Consider the following 16,206-nt stretch of genomic DNA (forward strand, 5'->3'; position numbering starts at 1 on the left):
TGTCCCCTACTCCTTTCGAGCGTTTTCTATGACTTTGCCGTATTGCTCCGTGTACTCCGGCACGTTTTTGTCCACGAACTCACCGCACAGGATCTTGCCCACGAGTTCATCAGGAGACATGGTTTGGGCCTTAGCCAAGGAAACAGAGGCTTCTTTGAAAAAGTTGTAGTTATCCATCGGCAGTCGGCGGTCATTTTTACGCCCGAACTGGGTGTGGCAGTGGGTGACAACCTCCACTACCGCAAATCCCTTTTTTTGGATGCCGTTCATAATGAAAGTCTCCGCTTGCTTGGGGTTGGCGATGGTGGTTCGCGCCACGTAGGACGCCCCTGCCCCCTCCGCCAGCTTGCAGATATCGAAGGGAGGGTCGATGGCCCCATAAGGTGTCGTCGAAGCCCACGCTCCCACGGGTGTCGTGGGACTAGCCTGGCCACCGGTCATGCCGTAGATATTGTTATTCATGATGATCGCCGTAATGTCGATGTTGCGCCGGCAGGCGTGTATGAAATGGTTGCCTCCGATGGCGGAGCAGTCACCATCACCCATGACATCCACCACCGTGAGCTCCGGCCTGTGCATTTTAATGCCCGTGGAGAAAGCCAAAGAACGCCCGTGGGTGGAGTGGAGTGTACAGGCGTTGATGTATCCTGCCATACGGCTGGAACAACCGATTCCCGACGCGACCACCGTCTGGGTCTTGTCTTTTTTCAACGCTACCAGCGCCCGGATAAGGGCGTGCATAATAACGCCGTGACCACACCCCGGACACCAGATATGCGGCATGAACCGCGTTCGGATCCAGCTCAGAACTTCTGTGCTCGGCATATCACGCCACCTCCTCGATAACCCGCCGGATCTCCGAAGGCTTGAAAAGCTCCCCGTTCACCAGGCTCATTTTACGGACATCGCTCCTACCCTTGAAAATGCGCTCCACCTCCAACACCATCTGCCCACAGTTCAGTTCGGGGACCAATATGGTCTTGGCGCCCAAGGCCAATTTTCTCAGCTCTTCCTCTGGGAAGGGCCAGAGGGTGATGGGCCGGAAGAACCCCGCCGTGAGCCCCATTGATCGGGCGTCCCGGACGGCCCGCAGTGCCGAGCGGCCGACGCTACCGTAGGCCACCACCACCACGTTGGCCCCGTCCATGTACTCCGCTTCGTACTCGACGATATCTTTTCGGGATCGTTCGACTTTGTTCATGAGGCGTAGCATTTTCTTCGCGATCTCCGGGGAGTTGTTGGTGGGAAAACCCCAGTCGTTGCTGGTCAATCCCGTCACGTGCCAGGAATAGCCGTCGCCGAAAGAGGCCATAGGGGGAATCTCGGTCATGGGGTCCGCCTCATAGGGCGTGAAGCGGTTGGGTGGCACGGTGGGTCGAATCCGGTTGACGATTTTCACCTTGTTCGGATCCTGTTTTGTCACTTTTTCCCTCATGTGGCCGACGACCTCGTCGGAAAGAATCAGGACGGGCTGACGGAACCGCTCGGCCATATTGAAGGCTTTAATGGCCAAATCATAACACTCCTGTACGGAAGAGGGCGAATAACAGATCGTCGCGTGGTCGCCGTGAGTTCCCCAACGAGCTTGCATCACGTCCTGTTGTGCCGTTTTCGTGGGAAGCCCCGTGGAAGGACCACCACGCATGACGTCCACCACAACGATGGGAATCTCCGCGATGTAAGCCAGTCCCAAGTTTTCCTGCTTCAACGAAAATCCAGGCCCCGAAGTGGCGGTAAGAGCCTTGGCCCCCGCGATAGACGCCCCGATAATCGAGGCGATTCCCCCGATCTCATCCTCCATCTGGATGAACTTGCCGCCAATTTTGGGCAGTTCCTCCGCCATGACCTCTGCGATTTCCGTGGATGGCGTTATCGGATACCCTCCAAAAAAATTGCACCCGGCCAGGAGGGCGCCGTGCGCCAAGGCCGTGTTCCCCTGCCAAAAGGCCACATTAGACATTCTGTTCGTCCTCCTTGATCGTGATCGCGAAGTCGGGGCATATGTTCTCACATTGTCTGCACCCGATACAATCACTTTCTCGCGCTGGAGTGGACTTCATACGGTCGCTCAACTCCAGAACGGACTTAGGGCACACCCCAATGCATAAAGAACATCCTTTACACCACGCACTATTGACCCCCACTTTAAATTTTTTTGCCAACAGCCGTACACCCCCTTAACGGTCTTTATATCTTCTGTATTTTCCCCTCAATTCGCTTTCAGCGCAATCGTATGTTTTCACGGTATTTACAAAAAACATTAAAAGAAGACAGTACACAGTCGGAGCGGGAAGAGCCTCGTTCAAAAAGCAACTTTACCCACGTCTTGGAGGGATCGTCGTACAAAAAGAGAATCGCTTGTGCTCATATCGAGGATTTTGAGACCGTTGACTTTGTGTCCCAGGTGGTCGATTTGCAAGAGAACCTGGGGACGTAATAGATCGTCACCTCGCGCGCCAACCACCACTCCTAGACTTCCATCCGAAAGCTCCACCCCCATTCCCGGCGGATAAAGGCCGATCGAAACCAAAAGCGCGCGCACTATAAAGGGATCGAAATGTGACTCCATGCTGCCGATCATAAGGGAAACCGCGCTCCGGCTCTCCATGGGTTCTTTGTAAATCCGTTTCGCCGTAAGCGCGTCAAAAACATCCGCCACGGCCGCTATTCTCGCCTCTATGTCAATTCGTTTTTTTAACAGGGCGTCAGGGTAACCGTCCCCACCGTAGCGTTCATGATGCCCGCGAATCACCGCTAAAATCCGACGGTCGGAAACACCGTTTTGAATGGCCGTTTTCTCTCCGTAAATGGTGTGTTTTTTCATTATCTCGAATTCCTGATCCGTCAGGTGACCCGGCTTGTTCAAAATTTGCTGAGGAATAAGTGCCTTTCCCAAGTCGTGGAGGAGCCCTCCAACGGACAAACATTCCACGACCTCCGATTGCTCCGGAAAAAGCCGGCTAGCAAGAAACCCTCCCAAAAGTGCTACATTCAAGGAGTGCACATAGGTATACTCATCCCAACGGCGCACTCGCCCCAGGCACAACATCACTTGTGGCGCCTGAGCGATCTCCTGAGCGAGGATCCGCCCCTGCATAATAAGATGAGAAATATCTTCTGGGTCACACACACCCTTGGCAATACGGCCATAAACCTGTGCTACTTGTTCAATCGTTTGCTTGGCCAACTCTGGATCAACAGTGGATACGTTGATTTCTGAGCTTTTCAAGATCTCTTCGAGATCATGTATGTCCAGAACATTCTGAAGGGTGATTAGGATTGAGAAAATTCCCCAGCCGCGCAAAATTTTTTCCAAATTGTGAGCGGAGGCGGCCAAAGAACTCAGTTCCGTACCGTAAGGTAAAAGAATGGACCCGCTTGAAGAAAGCACATCCTCCGCTACTCGGGCGGTGCTCTGGGTATATTCGCTTAACTCACCTATAGAGATGCGTCTTTTTAGAGGTCGCTGAACGGCTTCATCTTCAGAGGGCATCCCTTTTTCGATCCTTTCAGCGTACTAATACCTACTTATAACTAGTAGGTAGGTTTCGCATAGTATTTCTTCAAGTACAAAGCCCAAAAAAAGCTAAATCTTACAAAGCTCGTAGAAATATTCTAAAATATTCTACAAGCATCGTTTATGTGTGACTTTCATGTGGCCGGTCTCTCCCCCGGCGATCTTTTGTGTATTTTCGCCAAGTTCCTTCAGTTTTTCTAGGGTATTTTATGAAGTTTATATTTAATGCCTTCCTCGTAACCGCCGTCGATCTTGCCCATGATGGATGGTCGGGGAAACTCGCCGCGCCTCAAAAAGCGCTCGGTGGTCAAAAACGCCTTCCCCAATTCGTTCAAGGAGAGTTTCAGGAAAAAATGGGCGATTTCCCCCGCTTCAATGACCCAAGGGCGTATGAGAGCGGAATCGGCGGAGAAGCCCTCTTCTCGTCCCGTTGCCACGGCTTTTTCTCGGTAAAACTCCTCGTCCACGGATAAATTGGCCCAGGGAAAAAGCGCGGGCAACCGCATCGTATAAGGCATGTCCGCGTCTGTTTGAAACGTCCAATCATAGACAGCCTCGCGAGTTCCGTCCACGTTGCAGACGCAAAGCCTCAATGCTCCTCTTGTGGAGGGTCTATTGATCCACTCGTCCAGTTCGAGGGTCACGTCTCTGCCTGCCTCCACAAGCTCCATCCAAGGTCGGTCAAGAGCCAGACGGGACAGGTAGGGACTATAACAGGGCAAAGCTGATATTGCGGGCACAGCCTCGGGGCCGTACACCTGGTCACTGGGGATCACCAATTCCCACTTTGGGCCATCGACCTCGATCGTATCCGCGCTGGCAAATTCCCACAAAATACGATCATTCTTGCGATCATAGATCATCACGAGAACGGGAATAGTATGTTGAAGCCAATAAGCCAGGTGTGACATCTCCCCTCGGCAGACATATCCCCGCGCGCCTCGTTCCATCCACGCGCTTTCATCTGAACGTATCTGAAGGCCGATCGACTTTCCCATCTTGGGGAAGTCCTCCGTAATCTCCAAGTGCGCGTTCAAACCGGTATCTCCGCTCCTCTGTTCTCGGAATATCAGACCCGGCAATTGCGCGGATACTCGGCTTGCCGCATAGACGCCAATGCGTTCAGCCATCTCATTCAAAAAAAATCACCTCTCACTCTCGCGATATATGATCTTTTGCATTATAACATAACTCATTAACTCATTTTAATCTAAAATACAATTCTTTACGCTTTTCCTGATGCGTTTATTCCGCACAGGGAAGCCAGAGGTTGACAAAACGGATATCGAGAGATAGAATTTCACAAGATTGATTTAGATAGTATTCTAGTGCGCTATCTAGTGCGTTATCTAGTATGTTATTGAAAAGTGTGCTAAAGTGTGCTATTAAAGTGTGCTATTGAATTGAAAGGAGGTAATCTGTAGAATGAGTAGGTTATTTATATATAGTTATGCTAGCCTTGTCCTCGTCGTTATTATCGAGTTACTTATTCGCGGGTCCTCTGTTGGGGTGGTCGGCGTTTAGGTGCCGTGATTCGAAAGAAAACTCCAGACCGGGACCCGAAAAGGGCCCGGTTTTTTTATTATGAGCAAATCTGAATAAAAAACTGTAATGAAGAAACCTGACATGAAGAAACCTGAATGGAGGAAACGGCAATGAGGTGTACTTTCAGCGTTGTGACGCAGGATGCCCCAGGAGTGTTAATGAGGATCGCGAGTCTGTTCTATCGGCGAAACTACAACATCGAGAGCCTGAGCGTCAGTCAGACGGATCAGACGGGATTCTCGCGTTTTACGATCATGATCGACGCGGACGAATGGGCCCACGAACAGGTCGAAAAACATCTTTCCAAACTCGTGGAGGTGATTTCCGTGGAAAACCTGAGCCACAGAGGCCGTTTCGTCGAACGGTGGTTCTCGCTGATTAAGGTCAGAGCCACGCTAGAGACACGACCCCACATTCTCCAGATAGCCGATGTTTTTAGATGCCGCGTCGTCGATTTCGGCACAGACGCTTTAACGTTCGAGGTCACGGGCGACGAAGCGAAAATTCAGGCGTGCACGGAGGCATTCCGCACTTATGGTATTATCGAAACGGCTGGCTCTGGCTCCGTGGCGCTAGGACGCGCCGAACTCCGGACCGAGGGAGCCTTCGAGCGCCAACCCCAAGAATCCTACCCGCATGCAGTCAATGCGTAATTCATGAGAGGAGAGTCAAAATGGCAAAAGTGTACTACGACAGAGATGCGAATCTGAAGGTTCTTGGAGGTAAGACCGTGGCGATTCTGGGCTACGGTAGCCAAGGGCACGCTCATGCCCTCAATTTGAAGGACAGCGGAGTTTCGGTTGTCATCGGGTTGCACGAGGGCAGTAAATCTCGTGAAACAGCCCGCAAAGACGGTTTCGAGGTTTATTCTGTGGCGGAGGCCGCCTCTCGCGCGGACATCGTCATGTTCCTGATCCCGGACCATCTTCAGGCGGATGTCTACAATCGACTTGTGGCGCCCAACATGAAGGAAGACGCCGCGCTGGCTTTCGCCCACGGTTTCGCCGTCCACTTCGGCCAAGTGACTCCGTCCCAAAAACACGACGTTTTCATGGTGGCCCCCAAGGGACCGGGGCATATCGTCCGTCGCATGTACACAGAGGGCAAGGGAGTTCCCGCTCTGGTCGCCGTTCATCAGAACGCGTCGGGAAAAGCTATGGAAATTGCCCTCGCCTATGGATCGGGCATCGGCGCGGGCAGAGCCGGTATCTTAGAAACCACCTTCCGCGAGGAAACGGAATCCGACCTCTTCGGCGAACAGGCCGTCTTATGTGGCGGCTTGTCGGAACTGATCAAGGCCGGTTTCGAGACGCTGGTGGAGGCGGGATACCAACCGGAAATCGCGTACTTCGAGTGCCTGCACGAGATGAAATTGATCGTCGATTTGGTCTTCGAGGGAGGACTTTCGTGGATGCGTTATTCCGTCAGCGACACCGCCAAATACGGAGACAGCGTATCGGGCAAGCGCGTCATCGACGAACGCACGCGCGAGACCATGAAGAAGCTGTTGAGTGAGATCCAAGACGGCACCTTCGCGAAAAACTGGATTCTGGAAAACATGGCGGGTCGTCCTGGGATGAAGAAATGGGTCGCCAACGAGCGTAGCCAGTTGATCGAACGGGTGGGCAAGGACCTGCGCGGAATGATGCCCTGGCTTGGAGAGAAAGAAGCTCCGGAGTATTAGAGGAGAAGTCGAAGTGGAACTGACCGGCGCTCAGATCATGGTCAAATCGCTGGAGGACGAAGGGGTTAAAACCGTTTTCGGCCTGCCAGGTGGTACTGTGATTCCTCTTTATGACGCAATTTACGATTCGTCCCTGGAGCATATTCTCGTGCGTCACGAGCAGGCGGCCGCCCACGCGGCGGACGGGTTCTCGCGGGTGGGCGAGGAGGTTGGCGTTTGCATCGCCACCTCAGGTCCCGGGGCGACAAATTTGGTGACGGGTTTAGCCACCGCGCACAGAGACTCGTCGCCAATGGTGGCCATAACGGGGCAAGTCGCCACGGGTTCCATTGGAACGGACTCGTTTCAAGAAGCGCATATGATGGGTATTTCCCTGTCCATCGTGAAACACAGTATGCAGGTCAGGCGGGCGGAGGATATTCCTCGTATGGTGCAAGACGCGTTTTTCATTGCCTCCACGGGACGCCCCGGTCCCGTCGTCGTGGACCTGCCAGTAGACATTCAGAAAGCTCCAGCGGAGTATCGGCGCCCCTCTAATCCAGGGGGCGGTTATCCCGGATACTCCGCCAACCCGCCGGAGGATCTGACGCGATTCGAGGAGGCGGTGAAGCTGATACGTCACGCGGAACGGCCCCTAGTCATCGCTGGCAACGGGGTGAACCTCTCGTGGGCCTTCGAATCCCTACGGTTGTTTTGCGAAAAGTTGGAGATGCCGGGCGCGACGTCTCTTTTGGGCAAAGGAGTGTTTTCCAGCGACCACCCCAATTTCATCGGGATGGTGGGGATGCATGGCAACGCCGCGGTGAATCGGGCCGTCATGGCGGCGGACCTAATTATCGCCGTGGGCACGCGTTTCAGCGACCGCAGCACGGGCAAAAGCGAGGATTTCGCGCGATCCGCTCGCGTTCTCCACATCGACATCGACAACTCCGAAATTGGCAAAAACGTCAACGCTGACGTTTGGCTGCTCGGGGAAACGGGCAAAATCCTCGACCTGTTGGCTCAGGAAGCTGGAGGCCACAATATCACCTCCCGACGAACGTGGATGGAAAAAATTCGCAAGATGGAGACCGAAGAACCTCAGGAGCGTTCCTCTGGAGATGAAAAAATCCACCCCTGGCAGATTTTGGAGGCTCTCGACAAGATGACGAAGGGTGAGTTAATTCTCACCACGGAGGTCGGTCAACATCAGATGTGGGCGGCGCAATATCATAAAGCGCTTTATCCGAGGCGATTCGTGACCTCCGGAGGTTTGGGGACCATGGGATTTGGTATCCCGGCTTCTATGGGAGCGCACTTTGCGCGCCCTGACCTGCCCGTGGTGTGCGTCGCGGGGGATGGCAGCGCGATGATGAACATTCAAGAGCTGGACACTTACGCGCGGTATAATCTGCCCGTCAAGGTGCTGCTCTTCGACAACAGTTGTCTGGGAATGGTGAGGCAGTGGCAGCAATTGTTTTACGGCTGCCGTTATTCGCATACCCTTTACCAGCGCCATCCGGATTTTGTGAAAATAGCGGAGGGCATGGGTGTTGAGGCTTTTTCCGTCGATTCGCCCGAAAAAATCGAAAGCGCGATAGAACGGGCTCTTGAAATCCCAGGGCCGGTGCTGGTACATTTCCCCATCCCACAGTTGGAGAACGTGTTTCCCATCGTCCCCGCTGGAGAGTCGCTTTCCCAGATGTTGCTGAATTGAGTTTGAAATTAAAAGAAAGCGAGATGCCGCTGTGTTGTTTTTTAAAAATCGATCTGACAGATACGACGCCTTCGCCAAATTCGAGAAGGCTCTGAGTCTGCCCGGGGGAAGAGAAGACGAGGCTTTCGCGCTCATCACCGCCGCCGCGTCGGAGGTCGTAACCGAGGCTGAGCGTTATTCCCTAAAGGGAGATCTCTGGGAAGCCTTTTTCGCGTTGCTTCTGGCCGAGGACGAGAACCCTCTGGGCTGGACCTCGGAATTGGGTGACGCCCCCTTGGGGTCTTTAGTCAACATCGCTTCGGAAGAGCTGTGGTGTCTCCACGGGACGGTGGCTGCTTTGCGGGCTTTGATCCGCCAAAACGAACAGTTCCGGCATTTGCGTTCATTGGAGGATTACATCCCCTCGAAAGGGGGGATTCCTTTTCTTCAGCCCGCAGGAGTCCGTGATGAGGCTCTTTCCGCTCTTTTTCGTCTATCGGCCGCCTTCAAGGAGGCCGGTAGCCCGGAAGAAATGTACAACGCGCTGGTCTTTTTTTACCGATCCTGTGGTTCAGGGCTCTACGCGCTGAATAGGGCGTTTCGTTGGTCGCGAGAGAGGGGTTTGACGCCAGTGAAGGACTTGGATCCTTTGGCTTTGATATCTCTTGTCGGCTACGAGGCTCAAAAAAAAGAACTACTGGACAACACCGAACTCTTTTTGAGCGGCAGAGCTGCCAACAACGTGTTGCTCTTTGGCGACAGTGGAACGGGCAAGTCCTCCTCCGTCCGGGCGCTTTTGAACGAGCCGGGGTTCGTGGGACGGGGTCTGCGCGTGATTGAGGTGCACAAGGATCAGTTCACCGATATCCCAGAGATACTGGACGCGGTGCGGTTTCGTAACTATCGATTTGTCATTTTCATGGACGACCTGTCTTTCGAAGAATTCGAGACGGATTACAAGCACTTGAAGGCCATCATCGAGGGGGGTATTGAGCCCAAGCCGGAAAACGCCGTGATCTACGCCACCTCCAACAGACGGAACATCGTCCGGGAGATCTGGACTGACCGCAAGAAATCCAGCGACGACGTGCACGGAGGGGACACCATGCAGGAAAAACTCTCTCTGGCGGATAGGTTTGGTATCACCATCTGGTACGGATCGGTAGGTAAAAAAGAGTATATGGAGATAGTCCGCGCGCTGACAGAAGAGTCCGGCTTGTCGATGGACAGCGCGGAACTGGAAAAACTGGCTATGCGCTGGGAACTAGAGAAAGGAAGTTTCACGGGCAGAACAGCTCGTCAGTTCGTCCAGCGCCTGCTGATCGGAAACGTGGAGCTGCAACGCTAGTCCGGCTGGTTCGACTGATTCGACTGGGAAGCCGTGGCGCCTCTCACCAGCATCGAGGCTCTGCTCACTAAATAGCCGGAAGTACGGTGGATGGGCGACAGTTCAGTCGTCATCCACCGTATTCACCGTTTTTGCTAGTGGTCAATTTTTCTTGAGGGTCTTTTGGAACTGCTTCAGAGCCTTTTTACCGCCAAACATTCGGTTCAACTTCTCCTGTTCGCGCTGGCGAGAGTTTAGCCCCTCGTAGTTCACCTCACGTTCGAGCTTCAGGTAATTCTCGAAGCGCTTTTCGGAAAGAGAACCGTCCTTGATTGCCCTGCGAACCGCACAACCGGGTTCTTTCGTATGGCTGCAGTTGTTGAATCTGCACTGCATGGCGAGTTCTTCAATATCCACAAACGTTTTTGAAACATCGCCCGAATAGAGCGACAACTCGCGCATACCAGGCGTGTCTATGACGACGCCGCCGCTTGGAAGCAACAGTAGTTGTCTGTGAGTCGTGGTGTGCCTGCCCTTGTCATCGTTTTCCCGTATGGCTTGAGTAGCAAGCAATTCCTCGCCAAGGAGCCGGTTTATTATCGTGGACTTGCCCACGCCGGATGAACCAATGAACGCGACTGTTTTTCCCGTGCCTATCATAGCGTTGACCTCTTCAAAACCATCACCATTTTCGGACGAACAGACAATCACTGGAACACCTGCGCTTACCGTTTCAACTTCTACGAGTCTGCTGGGCAAATCCTCGCATAAGTCTGACTTCGTGAGGACGATGACCGGCAAGGCCATACTATCCCAAGCGACAGTCAAGTAACGTTCCAATCGCCGTGGGTTGAAATCGGCGTTCAGCGACATAGAAATGAAAACGGTGTCGATATTCGCCGCCACAATCTGCACGTTATTGCCTGTCCCGGCCGCCTGTCTTGCGAATACGCTTTTGCGCCGCAGGATATGATGGATGACGGCGTTCACATTGGTGCCGGCGTCGTCGAGCATGACCCAATCTCCGACAGCTGGAAAATCTGAAGCAATGTCGGATGCATACCGCAGCTTACCTGAAACAACGGTGGCGCGTTCGCCTTGTTCGCATACCGCTTTGTACATGTCGCGGTGCTGTTCGGTTATTCTTGCGAGAACAAATCCACCATACATCGCCGCTTCCTGCTCGAAGTGATCAGAAAGACCATATTTCTTTAAGTTTGTATACATCTTTACCCTCCTAAATTGTAGTGTTTGGCCGCAATTCGGAGGAAGGCTGATTTACTGTATCAAGACTCCCTCCGAGTCTGACACAATCTCCAGTATTAATGTAATAAACATAAAAAATCTCCTCTCTAAAGTCGCGTTTGTCATTTCCTGTTCTTCTTACCATATGTTTACTTTTATGTTAAACTCCTTTTATGGCTTATCAACGCGAGATGCTGGGCGGAACACGACCGGGATATTAATGCGGTTGTAAATATTCTCAGAGTGGGAGCATCCACCCTTAAAGGAGACTTAAAGGAGAAGACGTAAGACCGGTTTCAGTCGGCTGTCTTTGTCGATCTTAGAATCCCATGACTTTAGTCGTGGGAGTATGTTAAGTTACTGCTATCTCTCGGACGTGACAAACTCCACTCCGGCGTCTTGGAGCAATCGGAGGGACGCGTCTCGATCAAAGCCTCCCACCGGCGAGGCGCAGTCCACAAGCAGCCGAACTCTTTGTTCCATCTTCCCTTGTAATGCTAACCTACGCCGGTAGGACAAAATCGACTCCCCCACGCAATGACTGAGGGCCTCGCCCGCGAACGTCACCTTCTCGAAGGAGGCGAGACGCGCAAAAAAGTTTTCATTGAACGCAGTCTCCGGGTACGCGCTGTTCACACCTTCGAAAACAGAAAACTGATCCGTATAGGGGTTTTCTCCCTTGAAGACGTAGCGAATCGGAAAGTTCGTCCTCTCGCGCCAGCCTTTGAACGCCTTCAGCAAAGGCTCTGCCACCTGGTGCCCCCAGGTGGAGACAACGCAGTGTTCCGGCCAGATCATAAGCGTAAGACCTTTAGCCTCGATGACCTCGAAGGTCCTCCTGGCAAAAGGTTCGTTCTCTAGCGCGGCGACCTTCCATTTTGACCCGAAACCCACCGGCGCGATCTGTGTAAAAGGCGCCGGGCGTTCCCCCGCTTCGTTAATCCAGAACGTCGGGTGAAAAATCGCCACGTCGTCGTGAGAATCCAGAGAGACGAAAATCGCCGATATCGCCGCCTTGTCCGCTTGGGCGATATAACTCGACAATCTCTCGATGTCGGCTTCCGCCCCCTCCACATAAAGACTTCCCCTTCGATCACAGAAGTCGTTTTGCGGATCAATGAGGACGAGCGCGTTGGCGTCCATTTTAAACTCTTACCGATTAAGCTCTTACCAATTGATGCTCAACATCTCGAAATGGGCCTGAGGATGATCGCAGGCGGGACACTTGTTGGGGGCCTCGGCGGATTCCAAAACATATCCGCAGTTGCGGCAACGCCAACGGATTTTCGTGTCCTTCTTGAAGACTTTACCCTCAGCGATGTTTTTGGCCAAGCCCAAGTAGCGCTCCTCATGGAACTTCTCCGCCACGGCGATGGCGCGCATCACGGCTGCGATTTGGGGAAAACCCTCTTCTTCCGCCGTTTTCGCGAACTCTGGATACATGATGACGTGCTCGTGGTTTTCTCCCGCCGCCGCGTCCTTGAGGTTGGTCAGAGTATTCTGTTCCGGTCCGGCGGGGAAACTGGCGGTGATTTCAATTTCACCGGGCCCCTCCATAAAGCGGAATAGGCGTTTAGCGTGTTCTTTCTCCTGATCCGCCGTCTCCGTAAAAATATATTCGATTTGTTTGAATCCCTCGTTTTTGGCCACCGATGCATAGTAGGTATAGCGGTTGCGCGCCTGTGACTCCCCAGCGAACGCCTTCATCAAGTTACCTTCTGTTTTCGTTCCTTTGACGCTTTTCATAACTTTATTACCCCCAAAAAACAAGAATTTATTGACATACTCCCACAACTAAAGTCATGGGATTCTAAGATCGACAAAGACAGCCGACTGAAACCGGTCTTACGTCTTCTCCTTACGTCTTTTCCTTTAAGAGTGGATGCCCCCACTCTGAGAATATTTACAGCCGCATTAATATCCCGGTCGTGTTCCGCCCCACATCTCGCGTTGATAAGCCATAAAAGGAGTTTAACATAAAAGTAGATATATGGCAAGAAATCAAATACAAAACAAACGCCACCGTTGGCGACGTTACGATTCTCATCCAACGGCTGAAGTCGGTGGATGAGAATCACTTTATCGTAAGATACCAAAAAGTATAACTGAAAATTTGATTTTCAGACAGGTATAATTACTCTTCATCCGTTATAATAGCCCAGTTTGAGCTGTTATATGGGGAGATTATATAGGAAAGTGATATAGGAAAGTGATATAGGAAAGAAGGCATGGTGTTCGCTGTGGATATTTTGTCTCAGTGGATGTTTTGTCTTAATTATTGTGGTACGCCGGGCGAAAACTGGAGGAGTGGAGTATATGAAACTGGTAGTCATCGGTTCGGGATATGTGGGCCTAGTCACGGGGACGTGTCTGGCGCGGTTCGGAAACAACGTGGTCTGCGTGGATACGGACGAAAATAAGGTCGAAACCCTGCGCAAAGGAGAGATCCCCTTTTACGAACCCGGTCTTTCGGACATGATGGTCCGCAACATGGCGGAGGGACGCCTTGAGTTCTCGTCAGATCTTTCCTGGGCTTTGGAAAACGCGGAGGCCTGTTTCATCACCGTGGGAACTCCCTCGGCCTCGGATGGAAGCGCGGATCTTCGCTACGTGGAGACCGCGTCCCGCGATATTGGCCGCGTCATGAAAGGTCCTCTTCTGGTGGTGGTCAAGTCTACCGTGCCTGTGGGAACCAACGACAAAGTCAAAGCGTGGGCCTCCGAGGAACTGGACAAACGGTCCACCGATCTCTCGTTGAGCATGGCGTCGAATCCTGAGTTTCTGCGCGAAGGCGCGGCGGTCCGTGATTTTGTGGAACCCGACCGAGTCGTGGTAGGCACGGAATCCCTCGACGCCACAGAGCGGATGAAGGAAATTTACTCTTTTGTGGAGCCCGAAAAGATCCTCTACATGGATATTGCCTCAGCGGAAATGGCGAAATACGCCTCCAACGCCATGCTGGCCACACGTATCTCCTTTATGAACGAAATGGCGAACATTTGCGAGCGTGTGAACGCCAACGTAGACAGTGTCCGCCAAGCTATGGCCATGGATACGCGCATCGGTAACAAGTTTCTGTACGCGGGCTGTGGTTACGGCGGATCCTGCTTCCCCAAAGACGTTCGGGCGATTCGCGACTTCGCCGCGTCCTCCGGGTATATTTCCCAGATCCTGACCGCCGTGGACGAGGTCAACGTTCGTCAAAAAGAGGTATTGTACGAAAAGCTAACCTCCCATTTCGCGGGAGGAATCGAGGGGCGCACCATGGCCCTCTGGGGACTGGCTTTCAAACCCAAGACCTCCGATACCCGGGAGGCTCCAGCTCATACCTTGATCCGCCGGTTGCTGGATCAGGGCGCACGGGTTCAGGCTCACGACCCCCGCGCCATCGAGGAAACGCGGGCGATCTTGGGTGAGCGTCAGGGGCTTCTTTATGTACATGACCCCTACGACGCCGTCAACGGGGCTGACGCGTTGGTGGTGGTAACGGAGTGGGACGTTTACAAACAGCCCGATTTCGACCGAATTGGACGACTCCTGAAGGAGCCGGTGGTGGTGGACGGCCGTAACCTCTATTCTCTGCCCGAGATGAAGAGAAGGAATTTCGATTACTACTCCATCGGACGGCCCGTCGTCCGACGGAGCTAAACTAAAAACTCATGTCGAACCTTCCAGAGCGAGCCCTCGATCTGTTACGCTTCGGTCGCGTGAAAGAACTGGGCGTGGCGATACTAGGTGACGTGGTTCTGGACCGCTATCTAGCGGGTTCCACTACACGAGTCTCTCGGGAGGCCCCCATTCCCGTTGTGGTCTGCGAAGAGGAGACGGACAATCTGGGAGGGGCGGGCAATGTAGCTATGAACTTGAGAGGACTGGGATGCCGCGTTTTCCTGGGAGGGGCGGTGGGACGAGACGAAGGAGCCGCGCGAATCCGCGACCACTTGAAGGAGGGAGGGATTCAATCCCGGCTTTTTGAGCGAGATTCCCCCACCTTGACCAAAGCTCGCCTAATCTGCGGTGGTCAACAGGTGGCGCGTTTCGACCACGAGAGACCCGACCCCCTCGACGATCACATGGTGGAGGAGGCGGTGTTCTGGCTCCAGAGCCTTCTGGAAGAAAACGCTGTACAAGTCCTCATTCTGTCCGATTACGGGTTGGGATTTTGCACGCCTCAGCTTTCCGCCGCGGCGATACGCTCGGCTCGGAGCCGAAATATTCCGGTGCTCGTCGACCCGCGGAGCGATGATTGGAGCAAGTACCGAGGCGCTACTGTTGTTACACCCAATCTGTCGGAGCTGGCCACCGTCTGTGGTCCTGTTCCCAATGAAAATATGGCCGTCGCCCGGGCTGGGGAAAACATCCGACGAAAAACGGCTCTGGACTGGCTTTTGGTCACCCGATCTTCTCAGGGCATGACACTGATCGGCGAAACCGGAGTGATCCACGTACCAGCGCGACCCGTAGAGGTTTTCGACGTCAGCGGCGCGGGGGATACGGTCATCGCTTGTGTCGCGGCTGGAGCGGCGGGTGGACTGACCATGGATGAGGCGGTACGATTTTCCAACGAGGCCGCTCAGATCGTCGTCACCAAAGCAGGAACCTATCCTATCGCCGCGACCGACTTGCTCGCCGCGCCAAGAAGCAAAATTTTTTGTGAGTCCCGTGAGTTCGCAGCCGAAATTTGTCGAAAGTGGAAAAAAGAGGGCAAACGGGTGGTCTTTACCAACGGTTGTTTCGACATCCTCCACGCCGGACATGTGGAGAGCTTGGAGCGCGCTCGAGAACTGGGCGACCGATTGATCGTGGGGTTGAACAGTGATCGCTCCGTCAAGGCTCTGAAAGGGGAAAAACGCCCCATCAATAGAGAAGAAGACCGAGCCCACGTTTTGGCCGCGCTGCGAGCCGTGGATCTGGTGGTCGTTTTCGATGAGGACACTCCGGAAAAACTTTTGTCCGAACTCCAGCCTCAGTTTTTGGTCAAGGGTGGAGATTACAAGGCGGACCAGCTTCCTGGACGCCAATGGGTGGAGGAAGTCGTTATTCTACCCCTCCTTCCAGGGCGCTCCACCACGGAAGCAATCCGCCGCCTGGAGAATATAAAAAACAGCGAGCTCTGAAACGATCTTGTTAGGGAGGTATCGGGGGGCCAGTGAGGCTGCTTTTGGCCGATAAGCAGAAAGCCAGCGACGAAGGAGCTGTGCGAATCGCTTAGT

14 protein-coding genes are annotated in these 16,206 nt (G+C 53.4%); 6 read left to right on the forward strand and 8 right to left on the reverse strand.

Annotation, left to right across the window (positions count from 1 at the left end):
* Positions 1-6 precede the first annotated feature (6 nt).
* The 5 genes from LBJ36_10280 to LBJ36_10300 form a co-directional block, all read right to left on the reverse strand.
* On the reverse strand, positions 7-825 hold the full coding sequence (locus tag LBJ36_10280; GenBank protein MDR1379420.1) for a 2-oxoacid:ferredoxin oxidoreductase subunit beta: 819 nt from the start codon (positions 823-825) through the stop codon (positions 7-9).
* A gap of 1 nt (position 826) precedes the next feature.
* Entirely contained in the window at positions 827-1,960 is a 1,134-nt protein-coding gene (locus LBJ36_10285) for a 2-oxoacid:acceptor oxidoreductase subunit alpha (GenBank protein ID MDR1379421.1), read from the reverse strand.
* A complete protein-coding gene (locus tag LBJ36_10290) occupies positions 1,953-2,162 on the reverse strand; it encodes a 4Fe-4S binding protein (protein MDR1379422.1) in 210 nt (69 codons plus the stop codon). Before LBJ36_10290 ends, LBJ36_10285 begins: the two co-directional genes overlap by 8 nt.
* Before the next feature lie 140 nt (positions 2,163-2,302).
* Positions 2,303-3,493 (reverse strand): HD-GYP domain-containing protein, encoded by a 1,191-nt coding sequence (locus LBJ36_10295; protein ID MDR1379423.1) that lies wholly within the window; start codon positions 3,491-3,493, stop codon positions 2,303-2,305.
* A 221-nt stretch (positions 3,494-3,714) separates the two neighbouring features.
* On the reverse strand, positions 3,715-4,647 hold the full coding sequence (locus LBJ36_10300; GenBank protein MDR1379424.1) for a DUF4365 domain-containing protein: 933 nt from the start codon (positions 4,645-4,647) through the stop codon (positions 3,715-3,717).
* 525 nt (positions 4,648-5,172) lie between these two features.
* On the opposite strand from LBJ36_10300, the gene ilvN reads away from it, so the two are divergent.
* Genes ilvN through LBJ36_10320 form a run of 4 tightly spaced genes read left to right on the forward strand, consistent with a single transcriptional unit; the run spans position 5,173 to position 9,769 of the window.
* A complete protein-coding gene (gene ilvN, locus LBJ36_10305) occupies positions 5,173-5,715 on the forward strand; it encodes an acetolactate synthase small subunit (GenBank protein ID MDR1379425.1) in 543 nt (180 codons plus the stop codon).
* Complete coding sequence (ilvC, locus tag LBJ36_10310; GenBank protein MDR1379426.1) at positions 5,715-6,746, forward strand: ketol-acid reductoisomerase; 1,032 nt, start codon at positions 5,715-5,717, stop codon at positions 6,744-6,746. The genes ilvN and ilvC overlap by 1 nt, the downstream gene beginning before the upstream one ends.
* Positions 6,747-6,759: 13 nt before the next feature.
* Positions 6,760-8,442 carry a biosynthetic-type acetolactate synthase large subunit gene (gene ilvB / locus LBJ36_10315; GenBank protein MDR1379427.1) on the forward strand — a complete coding sequence of 561 codons (1,683 nt, stop codon included), beginning with the start codon at positions 6,760-6,762 and terminating at the stop codon, positions 8,440-8,442.
* A 31-nt stretch (positions 8,443-8,473) separates the two neighbouring features.
* Complete coding sequence (locus LBJ36_10320; protein ID MDR1379428.1) at positions 8,474-9,769, forward strand: ATP-binding protein; 1,296 nt, start codon at positions 8,474-8,476, stop codon at positions 9,767-9,769.
* A gap of 141 nt (positions 9,770-9,910) precedes the next feature.
* Here LBJ36_10320 and rsgA read toward each other — a convergent pair whose 3' ends face one another.
* The 3 genes from rsgA to LBJ36_10335 all read right to left on the reverse strand — a co-directional run bounded on the left by rsgA (position 9,911) and on the right by LBJ36_10335 (position 12,739).
* Positions 9,911-10,918, reverse strand: a complete 1,008-nt coding sequence (gene rsgA, locus LBJ36_10325; protein MDR1379429.1) for a ribosome small subunit-dependent GTPase A — start codon at positions 10,916-10,918, stop codon at positions 9,911-9,913.
* A 438-nt stretch (positions 10,919-11,356) separates the two neighbouring features.
* On the reverse strand, positions 11,357-12,136 hold the full coding sequence (locus LBJ36_10330) for a hypothetical protein (GenBank protein ID MDR1379430.1): 780 nt from the start codon (positions 12,134-12,136) through the stop codon (positions 11,357-11,359).
* Positions 12,137-12,160: 24 nt separating this feature from the next.
* The gene (locus LBJ36_10335) at positions 12,161-12,739 is read right to left on the reverse strand and encodes a rubrerythrin family protein (GenBank protein MDR1379431.1); all 579 of its coding nucleotides are present in this window, start codon (positions 12,737-12,739) and stop codon (positions 12,161-12,163) included.
* A 570-nt stretch (positions 12,740-13,309) separates the two neighbouring features.
* Between LBJ36_10335 and LBJ36_10340 the strand changes: the two genes are divergently transcribed.
* Positions 13,310-14,641, forward strand: coding sequence for a UDP-glucose/GDP-mannose dehydrogenase family protein (locus LBJ36_10340; protein ID MDR1379432.1), 1,332 nt, complete (start codon positions 13,310-13,312; stop codon positions 14,639-14,641).
* An 11-nt stretch (positions 14,642-14,652) separates the two neighbouring features.
* Positions 14,653-16,110: a D-glycero-beta-D-manno-heptose 1-phosphate adenylyltransferase gene (rfaE2, locus tag LBJ36_10345; protein MDR1379433.1), complete on the forward strand. Its 1,458-nt coding sequence runs from the start codon at positions 14,653-14,655 to the stop codon at positions 16,108-16,110.
* Positions 16,111-16,206 lie beyond the last annotated feature (96 nt).

Source organism: Synergistaceae bacterium, from assembly GCA_031267575.1.
Lineage (GTDB): Bacteria > Synergistota > Synergistia > Synergistales > Aminobacteriaceae > JAIRYN01.

Excerpts from the sequence above, each read along its gene's own strand:
- LBJ36_10295 (MDR1379423.1), bottom strand. The coding sequence starts at position 3,493 with ATGCCCTCTGAAGATGAAGCCGTTCAGCGACCTCTAAAAAGACGCATC.
- LBJ36_10285 (MDR1379421.1), bottom strand. The coding sequence starts at position 1,960 with ATGTCTAATGTGGCCTTTTGGCAGGGGAACACGGCCTTGGCGCACGGC.
- rsgA (MDR1379429.1), bottom strand. The coding sequence starts at position 10,918 with ATGTATGGTGGATTTGTTCTCGCAAGAATAACCGAACAGCACCGCGAC.
- LBJ36_10340 (MDR1379432.1), top strand. The coding sequence starts at position 13,310 with ATGAAACTGGTAGTCATCGGTTCGGGATATGTGGGCCTAGTCACGGGG.
- LBJ36_10330 (MDR1379430.1), bottom strand. The coding sequence starts at position 12,136 with ATGGACGCCAACGCGCTCGTCCTCATTGATCCGCAAAACGACTTCTGT.
- rfaE2 (MDR1379433.1), top strand. The coding sequence starts at position 14,653 with ATGTCGAACCTTCCAGAGCGAGCCCTCGATCTGTTACGCTTCGGTCGC.
- LBJ36_10280 (MDR1379420.1), bottom strand. The coding sequence starts at position 825 with ATGCCGAGCACAGAAGTTCTGAGCTGGATCCGAACGCGGTTCATGCCG.
- LBJ36_10335 (MDR1379431.1), bottom strand. The coding sequence starts at position 12,739 with ATGAAAAGCGTCAAAGGAACGAAAACAGAAGGTAACTTGATGAAGGCG.
- LBJ36_10300 (MDR1379424.1), bottom strand. The coding sequence starts at position 4,647 with ATGGCTGAACGCATTGGCGTCTATGCGGCAAGCCGAGTATCCGCGCAA.
- ilvN (MDR1379425.1), top strand. The coding sequence starts at position 5,173 with ATGAGGTGTACTTTCAGCGTTGTGACGCAGGATGCCCCAGGAGTGTTA.